10 protein-coding genes are annotated in these 13617 nt (G+C 39.6%); 8 read left to right on the top strand and 2 right to left on the bottom strand.

All coding sequences use genetic code 11. The features are described from left to right. Positions 1–102: 102 nt before the first annotated feature. On the bottom strand, positions 103–1470 hold the full coding sequence (locus tag EV695_RS07110) for a peptidoglycan-binding protein (protein WP_131905263.1): 1368 nt from the start codon (positions 1468–1470) through the stop codon (positions 103–105). Between the two features lie 354 nt (positions 1471–1824). On the opposite strand from EV695_RS07110, the gene holA reads away from it, so the two are divergent. From holA to rng, 7 genes are all read left to right on the top strand, one after another. After that, the gene (gene holA / locus EV695_RS07105; protein ID WP_165874645.1) at positions 1825–2877 is read left to right on the top strand and encodes a DNA polymerase III subunit delta; all 1053 of its coding nucleotides are present in this window, start codon (positions 1825–1827) and stop codon (positions 2875–2877) included. 257 nt (positions 2878–3134) lie between these two features. Beyond that, a complete protein-coding gene (locus EV695_RS07100; protein ID WP_131905261.1) occupies positions 3135–4394 on the top strand; it encodes a glutamate-5-semialdehyde dehydrogenase in 1260 nt (419 codons plus the stop codon). A 26-nt stretch (positions 4395–4420) separates the two neighbouring features. After that, positions 4421–5053, top strand: a complete 633-nt coding sequence (nadD, locus tag EV695_RS07095; RefSeq protein WP_131905260.1) for a nicotinate-nucleotide adenylyltransferase — start codon at positions 4421–4423, stop codon at positions 5051–5053. 63 nt (positions 5054–5116) lie between these two features. After that, positions 5117–5488 carry a ribosome silencing factor gene (gene rsfS / locus EV695_RS07090; protein WP_131905259.1) on the top strand — a complete coding sequence of 124 codons (372 nt, stop codon included), beginning with the start codon at positions 5117–5119 and terminating at the stop codon, positions 5486–5488. A gap of 26 nt (positions 5489–5514) precedes the next feature. Continuing rightward, positions 5515–5988, top strand: a complete 474-nt coding sequence (gene rlmH / locus EV695_RS07085; RefSeq protein WP_131905258.1) for a 23S rRNA (pseudouridine(1915)-N(3))-methyltransferase RlmH — start codon at positions 5515–5517, stop codon at positions 5986–5988. 15 nt (positions 5989–6003) lie between these two features. Further along, positions 6004–6579 (top strand): Maf family protein, encoded by a 576-nt coding sequence (locus EV695_RS07080; RefSeq protein ID WP_131905257.1) that lies wholly within the window; start codon positions 6004–6006, stop codon positions 6577–6579. Positions 6580–6618: 39 nt separating this feature from the next. Continuing rightward, positions 6619–8133, top strand: a complete 1515-nt coding sequence (gene rng, locus EV695_RS07075; protein ID WP_131905256.1) for a ribonuclease G — start codon at positions 6619–6621, stop codon at positions 8131–8133. Positions 8134–8247: 114 nt separating this feature from the next. Here the strand turns inward: rng and EV695_RS07070 are convergent, their stop codons facing one another. After that, on the bottom strand, positions 8248–9555 hold the full coding sequence (locus tag EV695_RS07070) for a D-amino acid dehydrogenase (RefSeq protein WP_131905255.1): 1308 nt from the start codon (positions 9553–9555) through the stop codon (positions 8248–8250). Positions 9556–10027: 472 nt separating this feature from the next. On the opposite strand from EV695_RS07070, the gene EV695_RS07065 reads away from it, so the two are divergent. Then, complete coding sequence (locus EV695_RS07065; RefSeq protein WP_131905254.1) at positions 10028–13600, top strand: hypothetical protein; 3573 nt, start codon at positions 10028–10030, stop codon at positions 13598–13600. The last annotated feature ends 17 nt before the right edge of the window (positions 13601–13617 follow it).

The raw sequence follows: 13617 nt of genomic DNA, 5'->3' as shown, positions 1-13617 counted from the left end.
CATACGTTCAAATTAAAGACACAAAAAAGCCTGCTAAAAGCAGGCTTTTTTGTTAACTGATTTGTAATAAATATTACACCGTAATATACCTATTTAAATCAATTAGCGAACAAGACCTAAAGCACGGAATGTGTCTTTAGATAAAACGCCTACAGGTAAACCACGTGAACTCTGGAATGCCTTCAAAGCTGCCGCTGTGCTTGGTCCCATTTTTCCGTCAAGCTTGCCAGGGTTATAGCCTTTAGACTTAAGTGCAGCCTGGATACCATAAACGATATTTTGTTTAATCGCAGTTTTGCTTGGCTTTTCTGTAGTGCCTGCTGCTTTAGCTGGTGCTTTAGCAACGGGTTTAGTCATAGTCGCTGCTGGCTTAGTAGCAGCTTTAGTCATTGGCGCAGTTTTCACCTTCTTCGACATAACCTTTTTAGGCATACGTTTTTTAGGTGCTGCTTTGCTTGGCATAGGTGCATTCATTACTTTCAGGTACTGCTGATGAGTAATGCCTTGAGCAGGGCGCTTGTATTGAGTCTTATGCATTGCCTTAGGGCGAACGACAGGCTTACGTTTAACTGCAGCATGACGGTAGTTCTTAGGTGCATTCGTTTTGCAAAGAATTGGACGCCAAACGTAACGTGCTCCAGCTACTTTTACACGGTAGTTTTGTGTTGTGTAACGAGCAGGGCGGTTTACTGTTTTATAAATTGCACCAGACACACGTTGCTTCTGCTTTACTGTTTTATAAACAGCAGGAATCATTTTTCTGATTGTTTGTGCTTTTCTAACGAGTACACGCTTAGATACTGTTTTGTATTGCGCAGGTATTGTGACACGACACATGATCTCACCCGTCATATTATCGATACGTGTAATCGCACCGTGACCTTTACGCCATGTGTTATATGCTGGCTTAACCATCACACGTTTATTTTGCGTACGGTATTGCGCAGGAATATGACGATTCTGATATGTGGCTTTTCTTACCAGTACGCGCTTGTTGATCCAACGATACTGAGGCGCTCTTACTAGAACACGCTTAGAAGTAGCTTTTTGAATTAGTACTTTACGTTGTTTAGTAATGTATTTTGCTGGCGTTTTTACTTTAGCAAAACATTGTCCTGGTTTAGCAGGTGGTAAACCCATTCCAGAACGTTTCACTGAATGTGCCGGACGAGGTGCAGGACCACGAGAATAGACTCTTCTAGGTGCTGGGCGCTTAGGTTGATAAACTCTAACAGGTGCTCTTTTAGCAGCAGGAGCAACAGGTTTCGCCATTACAACTGGTGCAGCAGCTTCAACTTGTTGTTGAGATCCACCTGCTTGTGAACTACCAGCTACCTGCGAACCACCTTCGTTTTGTTGTGAACTTCCATTAACAACTTGCGAACCACCAATCACTTGTTGTTGGCTACATCCAGATAATACAGCAGCGAGTATTACACTCGATACAGATAGTTGCGTAGTCATTCTCATGTAAATTTCCTTTTTATTTCTTTAATGTCGAATTAAATGTTTTAGTAAATTGATAATCAATTTAATTAAAAACGAACCCCGAGCAAACCCACTTATTTACCTATCAAGTGATCCGTAATACTTGGCGACAGTATAAAGCGATGTAGTATCCCTTAATATATAGCCAATAGAATAAACGGTAGTCTTTTTCTGTTGAGCACCATTCGTATTCTTTATAATAGCCATGCATTGTATTTTAAAAACAGCATTGCTTCTCCAAGTATTTAACTTCGCACGATTAATGGAAGATTAATTACCAGGAAAGTCTCTGACTAAAAACTTACAAAAAACGTAATGGGGCGTTATTATTGCTTGATGAGAATTAATCCAGACCAACTAAGTTCATTTCTACAGCAAAAAAGAGAAAATCAGGGTGTTTTTCTTCTTTCTGGTGATGAACCCTATCAGCTGATGGAAGCGGCCGACACTATTCGACAGTTCGCAAAACAGCAAGGGTTTACTGAACGCGATATTTTACATGCAGATGGTCAGTTTGACTGGGGTAGTTTACTAGGATCATCCAATAGTTTGTCGTTGTTTAGTGAACGTAAGCTTATTGATTTACGCGTTGAAACAAAAGGTCCTGGTAAAGCAGGCAGTCAGGCTATTCGTGATTATATGGATAATCCACCCGATGATAAAATTCTGTTGATACAAATGCCCAAGCTGGTAGGAAACGCCAAAAATGCAGCCTGGGTAAAAGCCATCGACAAACAAGGTGTGGTTATCCAGATCTGGGATTTATCCGCACCGCAGACTATGGCCTGGATCAATAAACAGATGCGCGAGAAAGGCATGCGGGCTACATCTGATGCGGTTCGATTGCTGACAGAACGTGTAGAAGGGAATCTATTGGCCGCCGCTCAGGAAATCAATAAGCTGAAATTACTTTATCAAAAAAACGATCAAGACCAAATTGAGATTGATGAAGAGCAAGTACTTGCAGCTGTCAGTGACAGCTCACGTTTTTCAATTTTTGATCTGTCGAACGCAGTGATGCTGGGTGATACACGTCGAATACAACATATTCATCACAACTTAAAAGAAGAGGGTGTGCCAGTTCAACTGATTTTATGGACCTTGTCTGACTTAAGCCGACAACTTTATACAGCCGTACATGGTTTAAACAGTGGTATGCAAATGTCACAGGTAATGAATAAAGTACCCAGACCCAGACAGAAGCCATTTCAGCAGGCACTACAAAGAATGCAAAGAGCGGATTGGCCGCATATTATTAAAATGAATGGCAATATTGATCGCCTTTCAAAGGGTCAGGGAGATATCGCTACCAAAGGTTTAACCAGAGTGTGGTTAGAATTGTTAGAATTAGCATTAACGCTGGCAGGTAATAAAGCTATTAAGGTTTAAATTCTTTATAATATTTATTTGTCACACAGGAAAACAGCAATTTTTATATTTTAACGTCAAGTATAAGACTATAGCCACCCCCCTACTTATGAGCACTTTTTTCTATCATGTATTTGTTGCTTGTATTGTTTGCTTGGCCTCAACTAATTTAAATGAAAAGAAATAGGGTGTGAAGTTACAAGAAACGATGTAGAAAAGAAGTCCTTTAAAAAAAGTAACATAGCAGTAAAAGAATCATAGAGAATAAGACACACATTATGAAACAAGATATTAACGTCTATATGCAAGAATTAGGAATCAAGGCGCGCAAAGCTTCGTCAACCCTTGCTGCTGTAGAATCTAAAACAAAAAATGATGCCTTGCATGCGATAGCTGATAAGTTAATTGCCAATACTGAAACGCTGAAAACAGAAAATGCAAAGGACCTGGAAGCTGGCAAAGCAAAAGGCTTAGACAACGCGATGCTGGACAGGCTGGCATTAACCGATGCGAGTATCAAACAGATGGCTGAAGGTTTACGCCAGATTGCCGCTCTGGCTGATCCAGTCGGTGAAATTAATGATTTGAACTATATGCCTTCGGGTATTCAGGTTGGTCAAATGCGCGTACCTCTAGGCGTTATCGGTATTATTTATGAATCTCGCCCTAATGTTACAGCAGATGCTGCAGCACTTTGCTTGAAATCAGGCAATGCCACCATTTTACGCGGTGGTTCTGAAGCGATCCATTCGAATAAAGCCGTTGCACAATGTATTCAGGATGGACTTAAAGAAGCTGGTTTACCGTCTGAATGTGTACAAGTCGTTGAAGTAACGGATAGAGAAGCCGTAGGTGAGTTACTGCGCTTAAAAGACTATGTAGATGTGATTATTCCGCGTGGTGGCAAAGGGCTTATCGAACGCGTTAGCAATGACTCACTGATTCCTGTGATCAAACATCTCGATGGAATATGCCATGTGTATATTGATGATGATGCGGATAAAGAAAAGTCGTTAAAAGTCACTTTCAATTCAAAAAGTCAGCGGTACGGAACCTGCAATACCTTAGAAACATTACTCGTTGCTAAATCTAGAGCTTCTGAAATCTTGCCAGAATTACATTCCTTATTTGTAGAAGAAGGTGTCGAACTTCGTGGCTGTGAACAGACGCAACAAATCATTGATTGTTCTCCAGCCTCGGAAGAAGACTGGCAGACAGAATACTTAGCGCCAATTTTAGCGATTAAAGTCGTTGCTGATCTAGACGAAGCGATTCAACACATCAACACATACAGTTCACAGCACACTGAAAGTATCATCACCCAGGATATCACCAAGACACGACGCTTTATGCGGGAAGTGGATTCAGCCTCGGTGATGGTGAATGCTTCAACCCGTTTTGCAGATGGCTTTGAATATGGGTTGGGCGCTGAAATTGGTATCAGTACCGATAAACTACATGCACGCGGACCTGTTGGTTTAATAGGTTTAACCTCGTTAAAATATGTTGTTTTTGGTGATGGCCACATTCGTCAGTAAAGGTCATTCATAATGAGTAATGTACTTTGATTGCAATTATAGGTGGTACCTTTGATCCCATTCATTTTGGCCACTTACGACCTGCATTAGATATCGCCGAAAAACTGTCTTTAACAGAAGTTCGATTCATTCCTAGTGCAACGCCACCGCATCGCTGGCAGCCTGAAGCCAGCGCTGAAGATAGAATCAATATGGTTAAATTGTCTATAGAAGGCACAAAACCTTTTATTCTTGATGATCGTGAGTATCATCGCGAAGGCGCTTCCTATACCATAGACACTTTGAAATCTATCCGATTTGAAATTGGCAATGATCAGTCTTTTTCAATGATATTGGGGCTCGATGCGTTTCAATCTTTTACCAGTTGGAAAGACTGGAAAGACATTGTAGAAGCCTGTCATATTGTGATTGCTGCGCGACCGGGCTATCAAATTGATGAGACGCTTGATGAGTATTTGGCAACGCGCGTAACTGACAATATTGATGACTTGAAATCATTTGCAGCGGGAAAAATCTATTTTTGTGATGTAACGCAATTAGATATTTCTGCCACCATGATCAGGGATAAATTAAAAAACCAACAATCATGTGATTACTTAACACCTGCAAAGGTCTGTGATTATATTGAATCAAACAAATTATATGGGTCTGATAAGTAGTTAATCTAGATAACCATCTAGATAATGAGTACACACTTAGATCTTAACCAAAGTAGATAAAATATGAAATTAAATGAAATAAGCGATCTGGTACAAAACGCGCTTGAAGACATGAAAGCTGTTGATATTGTTGCCGTAGACGTTACTGGCAAATCTTCAATGACAGATAAATTGTATATCGCCACAGGTAATTCAACCCGTCACGTAAAATCTATCGCAGAGAATGTTGTGATAGAAGCTAAAAAAGCTGGCCTTGATGTTATCGGCACTGAAGGCAAAGGATCATCAGAATGGGTGCTTGTTGACCTTAATGATGTGATTGTTCATGTGATGCTCGAAACTACGCGTGAGTTCTATCAATTAGAAAAATTGTGGGCTGCCGATGATGCAAACGACAAAAGTGTCGAACAAGCAGTCGCTGACAAAAACGCCTAGTTAAATCCAAAGCACTACTCGCATAGATGAATATCTTCCTGCTTGCTGTTGGAACCAAAATGCCAGACTGGGTGACTCAAGGTTATAATGAGTATGCCCAGCGCTTGCCAGCAAAGTGCGCTTTAGTCCTTAAAGAAATACCCGCCGAAAAACGACTAAAGAACAGTAATATAAACGCCATTACTGAGAAAGAATCCGAAAAAATCAAAGCGGCCATTCCTAATAATTGCCGACTGGTTGTGCTCGATGTAAAAGGAAAATCGTGGAGTACCGAACAGCTAGCGACACGCATGCAAGACTGGATGATGGGTGGTCAGGATGTGGCGCTGGTAATTGGTGGTCCCGATGGCCTGAGCAACGATATTCTTTCAATTGCTCAAGAGAAATGGTCATTGTCTGCACTCACGTTTCCTCATCCATTAGTCAGAGTAATCCTCGCTGAACAGATTTATCGTGCGTATACAGTCACAGAAAATCATCCTTACCATCGTGCTGGATAAGATGAGATTCGTACTATGAGCCAGATTATCCTTGCTTCTGCATCACCACGACGGGCCGAATTACTCGATCAGGTTGGCATCACTTATGATATTCAAAGTGTTGATATCGATGAAAGCGTCAGACCCAATGAGTCAGCAGAAGACTTGGTGCAACGTTTAGCCATCGAGAAATCTCTAGCAGTAGCAAATGCTGATAAACCTGTTCTTGGTTCTGACACCTTAGGTTTAATAAATGATCATATTTTAGTTAAACCGACTGATTTGGATCATTCCATCAAAATGTTATCGGATATGTCAGGAAACTGGCATGAAATTTTATCCGCAGTAGCGATTAGTTATAACGGAAATACCCACGTAAAACTAAATCGTAATCGCGTATTATTTCGTGAAATAACTCAGGATGAGATGATACGATATTGGAAAACAGGAGAACCTCAGGATAAAGCGGGTTCTTATGCTATTCAAGGAATCGCTGCGATGTTTATTCAGCGAATCGAAGGTTCATATTCTGGCATAATGGGCTTGCCTTTATTTGAGACAATGCAATTGCTTAATGACTTGGGTATCAGTAATCTAGAAACAAGCGAATAAAACGAACATCAAAATAACAAACAACTTTCAGGTTAATCGATGAGCACAGAAATACTAATAAATGTAACACCACAAGAATCACGCGTCGCATTGGTTGAAAACGGTATTCTGCAAGAATTGATGATCGAACGAAGCTCTAATCAGGGTATCGTGGGTAATATTTACAAAGGAAAAGTCAGTCGTGTACTTCCTGGAATGGAAGCGGCATTTATTGATATTGGGCAGGAAAAAGCAGCGTTTTTGCACGCTTCTGATTTACGCTTCCCCAAAGAACAAATTTTTAATGGCGATACGCCAGATGAAGACATCCAACTTCCGCCAATATCCGAATTACTCCATGAAGGTAAATATGTTTTAGTCCAGGTGATTAAAGACCCACTTGGAACTAAAGGTGCGCGTTTAACTATGCACGTAACGATTCCTTCGCGCTATGTCGTATTAATGCCGGATACCAACACAATTGGTGTTTCCAGCAAAATAGATGATGAAGAGGAGCGCAAACGCCTAAAAAATCTAATCGCTCATTATCGTGAAAAAGTAGATACCGATAACCCCGACTTAGATTTACTCAAAGAACAAAAATTTGGGTATATTGCGCGTACCGCAGCAGAAGGTATCGAAGATGACGCAATTGCTGCCGATATACTCTTTTTAAACAAGCTCTGGAAAAAAGTAAACGATGCTTCCGGACAATCCGAAACCAAAAAGATTTATTCTGATTTGCCCTTAGTACAGCGCGCACTGAGAGATATGGTCGCGGAAGATATTGAAAGCATTAAAGTCGATTCGCGAGAAACGTTGGCTAAGCTTTTAGAATTTTCGAAAATCTATATCCCTGAGTTGTCCGATAAAATTGAATATTACACAGGAAAACGGCCTATTTTTGACCTTCATTCTGTGGAAGATGAAATTCAAAAATCCTTAAAGCGCAAGGTTAGCCTTAAGTCTGGTGGTTATTTGATCGTCGATCAAACAGAAGCGATGACGACTATCGATGTTAATACCGGTGGTTTTGTAGGGCATCGTAATTTAGAAGAAACCATATTCAAGACAAATCTTGAAGCAGCGCAAACCTTAGCTCGTCAATTACGTTTAAGAAATCTTGGTGGGATTATAATCCTGGATTTCATCGACATGAAACAGGATGATCATAAAGAGCAGGTGTTAGCCGCGCTGGAAAAAGCCTTAGAAAACGACAGCGCGAAAACCTCCGTGACGTCTTTGTCTAGTCTTGGCTTGGTAGAAATGACCCGTAAACGTACCAGAGAATCACTTGAGCACATTTTGTGTGAATCGTGTTCTACCTGTGAAGGGCGCGGTTACATTAAGACTGCTACAACTGTTTGTTATGAAATTTTCAGAGAGATCTTAAGAGAAGCACGTCAATTTGATGCGCGTGAATTACTGGTACTGGCATCCCTGGATGTGACTGATTTGTTACTGGATGAAGAGTCAGATAGTTTAGCGGAGTTACAAGAGTTTATTGGTGTGCCTATTCGTTTTCAGGCTGAGTCTTTATATACACAAGAACAATTTGATGTGGTTCTATTGTAAAAAAAACGCTCCAAAGTAGGGGGGTGCCTATTTAAAAGGTACCTATAGTAAAAGGGATGACTAACTATTTATTTAGTCACCCCAATTTCTTTTTTTAATTCTTTCTTTGATCCTTTAGTTAACTTCTAAAGGGTCTATTTCATTCACCATTTCCTGACGTTCTGTTTTTCCTTTGTAACGACTAATCGCGAAATTATCACTTAAAATTTCTGGTTCTTTACCGCAAACTATATCCGTAGATACTCGCGCCGATCCAAAGCTCATTGTCCACCCTAACGTTCCGTGTCCAGTGTTTAAATAGAGATTGCTGATATCTGTCTTGCCAATAATCGGCGTCCCGTCTGGAGTCATTGGGCGTAATCCGCACCAGAAATTATCTTCTGTCAGATCGGTACCATTAGGGAATAAATTAGAAATAACAAACTGCATGGTTTTACGCTGTCTATCGCCGAGACTCAAGTCATAACCGGTTAGTTCTGCAATACCAGCGATTCGAATTCTATTGCCTAGGCGAGTGATAGCCACTTTGTAGGTTTCATCCATAATCGTTGAAACAGGTGACGCATTTTCGTTAGTCACTGGAATAGTCAAAGAATAACCTTTAACAGGGTATACAGGACTATCTATACCTACCTCTTTTAGTAGTGGTGTTGCATAACACCCCAAAGCCATAATGTATTTATCTGCAGTTAAGTCACCAGCACTGGTCGCAACAGAAGAAATTTTTCCATCTCGCATATTCAGTTTGTTGATCGATGTATCGAATTTGAATTCAACGCCCATCTCACGACATTTTTCCATCAGTTGTGTCGTAAGTTTGAAGCAATCACCCGTCATGTCATTGACCAGACGTAAACCACCCACGATATCTTTTTTGACATCCGCCAGACCCGGTTCAATGGCGACACAGCCATCAGCATCAAGTAACTCATAGGGAACATTATTTTCTTCAAGAACAGCAATATCTTTGGCAGATGCTTTCAATTGAGCCTCTGTTCTAAATATTTGTAAAGTACCTTTGCGCTCATGGTTGTAATCAAACTTTAACTCACCATCAAGCTCTAGCAAGCAATGACGGCTGTATTCTGCGAGTCTGACCATGCGGTCTTTATTGATACCGTAGGCCTTTGGTGTGCAGTTAGCGAACATACGCGTGATGAATTTCAGTTTATCCCACTCGGGTTTAAAATTAACAATGAGAGGGGCATACTTGCTTAGCATCCATTTAACTGCCTTTTGAGGCACGCCAGGGGCTGCCCAAGGAGCAGAGTAGCCAGGAGAAAGTTGTCCGGCATTAGCGAAGCTGGTTTCTAGGCCCGCACTGGATTGACGATCGACGACCGTTACCTGATGGCCTTCTTTTGCCAAGTAATAAGCATTTGTTACACCGATAACACCACTGCCAAGAATAAGAACGTGCATAACTACATTACCTAAATAAGTACATTAAAAGTAATCTAATGATAGGTAATTAATGAAAATAGATCCTGCTGAAGTTTAAATAATCCCAGAAAATTGTATGCTAAAACGCAGAAAATCAGTAATTAATATTGCGATACAATAATGAGGCATTATATATGAGTGTATATAAGGAATGCCCCAAGATATAACGTTGGTTTTATTGTTGTTATTAAAAAACCAGACGACAATACTCATTAAATAAATACTTGGATAACACTAGCACTATAAAGATGGCACTGAAAGTGCATATTAAAGCTCAAAATTGCTTGCCAAATTCTTGCAAGTATAAATACAAAACTATAAAAAAAGGCCTATAAGTAGGGGGGTGTGTTATAACTAAATTAACAGATCTAGTTTATTATAGTTAAAGGGCTTTCTTGCCATTTACATTGTCTAATTTCATAATGTTCATACCTCTAACATTGGATGTTATATGCCGCGTTTAAATCAGTTATTTCGTCAATCTTTCTTTTACGTTTTAATGTATTTGCTATTAGCTGGGACTTTTTTCGGTCTCGTTCATGCTGACATTAATACAGCGACTGAGTATCTACAGGGGCGTAATAAAAGCAGTATTACTGATGAGATAAGAAAACAAATCTCAGCAAACGACAAATCTGGTGATGAAGAATCTGATAAAGACGAATCTACAGAAACAAAAAGACCTGAACCCGTATTAGGCATTAATACGGCAGACGTCAGAGAAGATACTTCCAGCGTACAGTTTCTAGATCTCTTTAAATCGTCCATTCCCTTTCAGGAAACCGTTCCCTGGGGTAGCAGTAAAGGACTTGAATACGATAAATATGGTTGGCCTAGTGATTTAAAAGGTGGTCAAGCAGGTACTAAATTTCTCAACAGATTGCCACAAGATACCGTTGAAGATGGTTTCTTTACCGTGCTTTATGATGGTGAAGGTGAGATTTTCTACGGTAATGATGCCCGTTTGATTGTGCATCGACCTAATAAAGACATTATTGAGATAAAAGCAGGTAAAGATAAGATTCTAAATGCCTCTTTATTCATAAAAAAATCCAATCCCGAGAATTACATACAGAATATTCGTATTTTGCCAGAAGGAGGCATCTGTAAAGACTCTCCTCATATTCGTGTAAAAACTGATCTGGACTGTGAAAAGGGAGAATATCTGTCTTTTGAAGATAACCATTTAAACCCATTAGCGGATGAACAACGCAAGCTGCGTTTAAAAGATCAGACATCTGAAACCTCCTCAGATGATAGTGATGATGCAGCTAGTGATAGTGATAGTGATAGTGAAATTAATGATGACAACGATTCAAAAAATACAGCTAGCTCTGACAAATTAAAGGCCGAGAATACTAAAGAAAAAGAGTCTGAAAAGTCCAAGAAAGTCAGTAATAAAGAAGCAACTAAAGACACAAAAAAAATTACTGAAAATAAAGTCGGCAATAAGCCTCAATCAAATAAAAATAACAAAAATATAAAGTTTGAAATAAAAGGTTATTCAGACGTAAGCAAAGCGATCGTCTTTAATCCTGACTACTTGAACTTCATGAAAGATTTTCAGGTAATTCGCTATATGAATATGTCCGGAATGACGCGTAACCCTGTAACAGACTGGAAAGATAGAAACACACTGAAGAAAGCCAGCTGGGGTGGCAAGTATGGTTCCCGCGGCGCACCTGTTGAGGTGATGGTGGCTTTATCTAATCAGATCAAAGCTGATCCGTGGTTTTCCATGCCTTTTAAAGCCAGCGACGATTACATTAAAGCGTTTGGCGAGTATGTTAGCGAACATTTGGATAAAGAGTTAAAAGCGTACATCGAATACAGCAACGAAGTCTGGAATCCTATTTTTTCTCATCACGATTACGCCATTGCAGAAGGTAAGAAGCAAAAACTGGATGAAAAAAAATCCATAGCCGGTTACAAGTGGTATTCATTACGCAGTGTTGAAACCTTTAAAATATGGGAAGAGGTTTTTGGGGATAATGATAGATTGGTGCGTGTTCTCGGTAGTTGGGCCAGCAATCAAACCATGTCGAGTACGATTCTTTCATATAAAGATGCTTATAAACATACGGATGCTGTTGCCATAGGTCCGTATTTTTCTGCTCACCCTAGAGTATTAAGGCGCGCTAAGACAGTCGATGATGTATTCAAGGCAATGCTTGATAAAACCACTAAATGGGGAATGGATTCAACGATCAACTACATAAAGAAACAAGCGAATGTGGCTAAGTCGTTTGGTGTTGATTTGGTTGCCTATGAAGGTGGGCAACATTTGGTAGACTGGAATACTCGCAAGGTCGATGAACACCCCAATAAGCTGCTCTATGCTGCAAATCGTGACCCACGTATGGGTATTTTATACGATGAATTAATGGAAGGTTGGCAACGAAATGGTGGCAAATTATTCGTGGCTTTCAGTGCGCCCAGAATCTATAGCTGGTATGGCAGTTGGGGACTTAAGGAACATATACGTCAACCTCGTAGCGAAGCGCCGAAATATGACTCACTGATTCGGTATTTGAATGCACGCTTATACCCTGAAGAACAAACGGCAAAGACCTCTGATTCGGGTATGGCATTACTCAATGGAGAGAGTGCTGAAACTCCTGTCATATATGCTAAAACACCTAATGATATTTGGGCTTTGAATGCTCCTCATGCCATTAAATCTCATATTAAAGACAATAGCAGTCGAGACATTTCAGCAAGCTGGCAAGCAAGTTGGGACACCAAACATCTCTATATCAGTCTGGCCGTAAATGATGACGACTTACAAAACGGTGATAGTGTTTCATTAACCCTCGATACGACAACTGAAGAACAGATCAAAGCTAAGAAAATAGCGCAGGAAAAAATCGATATCAAAACCGAGAAAAAGCTATTAGCGAAAAAGAAAGAAGAACAAGCTGCACGTAAAAAAGTGTACGAAGCCAGAGCAAAAGCTCAAGCTGAAAAAGCCAAGAAAAAAGACAAAGAAAATAAGAAAGAAGCAGATAAAGAAAAAGATAAAGAGATAGAGATAGAAGAATCTAGCGATTCATCTAAAAAGAAGTCTGACTCTGTAACAGCTGAAGAAACAAACGATAAAACAACCATTGAAAAAGACAAAGAAAATTTGTCCGAAAAAGTAAAAAATGATGACAAAGCATCAATCAAGGATGTTACAAAAACGATAGAAAAAGAATTAAAAAAATCCTTGAACAAATCCAAAGAAACAAACAAAGAATCAAACAAAAATGAGGACTTAACATCAAAGACTAAAGCAGAAACAAAGTCGGATAACGAATCGAATACTGAAACCAGTACCGAAACAAATACCGAAAAAAATAAGAGTAATGAAAAATATTCTGAAAATAAGACTGGCAAAAAAGAGCTAATAACAACTTCAGATGAAGCAAAGAAAGCTAAATCAAAAGATACTGAGAATGATGATTCGAATGATGGTGCGAAAGAAGATGCCAAAGAGAATGCAAAAGAGAAAACGAAAGATTCAACTGAAAAAACTACTGAAATAACAAACAACGATGCTAAACAGGATGAATCAAAGAAAGATCAATCTACTACTGAAGATGATTTAGAAGCTAAAGTAGATACTGATCAATCTAAAACAGTAGATGTAGAAGAGACTCAAGTAACGCCAAAGATATCAATCACTGAAAATGCCATTACTTTTACTTTTACACCTTTTGACGAAGCGACAACTCAAGCTCGTACCATCAGAACTGATGCCGGTTATTTATTAAATCTGGCGATACCCTGGAAACAGATTTACGCAAAGCCTGCTATTGATGACCCGGATAGTGAAGATGATGCAGCCACTAAAAACAAAGACAAAGAAGATACTGATAAAAGCGTAGTAGATAACTACCAACCTAAGCCCGGAGACAAGTTAGGTATAAATATTGTAATTTCTGATGTTGATACAGGAGAAAAAGGAGGCAAAGAGTTGCGATCAGCAGACACTAATCTTCCTTTGCCAAAATTAATTTTAAAGAACTCCCTTGCCGATTAACGCTTTGATTAGAGCTT

This window comes from Cocleimonas flava (assembly GCF_004339015.1).
Taxonomy (GTDB): Bacteria; Pseudomonadota; Gammaproteobacteria; order Thiotrichales; family Thiotrichaceae; genus Cocleimonas; species Cocleimonas flava.
The sequence above is the reverse complement of the archived record's forward strand: the minus strand, read 5'-3'. Positions and strand labels throughout refer to the sequence as shown.

Coding starts and splice junctions, on each gene's coding strand:
- EV695_RS07110 (WP_131905263.1), bottom strand. CDS start 1,470: ATGAGAATGACTACGCAACTATCTGTATCGAGTGTAATACTCGCTGCT.
- holA (WP_165874645.1), top strand. CDS start 1,825: ATGAGAATTAATCCAGACCAACTAAGTTCATTTCTACAGCAAAAAAGA.
- EV695_RS07100 (WP_131905261.1), top strand. CDS start 3,135: ATGAAACAAGATATTAACGTCTATATGCAAGAATTAGGAATCAAGGCG.
- rsfS (WP_131905259.1), top strand. CDS start 5,117: ATGAAATTAAATGAAATAAGCGATCTGGTACAAAACGCGCTTGAAGAC.
- rlmH (WP_131905258.1), top strand. CDS start 5,515: ATGAATATCTTCCTGCTTGCTGTTGGAACCAAAATGCCAGACTGGGTG.
- EV695_RS07080 (WP_131905257.1), top strand. CDS start 6,004: ATGAGCCAGATTATCCTTGCTTCTGCATCACCACGACGGGCCGAATTA.
- rng (WP_131905256.1), top strand. CDS start 6,619: ATGAGCACAGAAATACTAATAAATGTAACACCACAAGAATCACGCGTC.
- EV695_RS07070 (WP_131905255.1), bottom strand. CDS start 9,555: ATGCACGTTCTTATTCTTGGCAGTGGTGTTATCGGTGTAACAAATGCT.
- EV695_RS07065 (WP_131905254.1), top strand. CDS start 10,028: ATGCCGCGTTTAAATCAGTTATTTCGTCAATCTTTCTTTTACGTTTTA.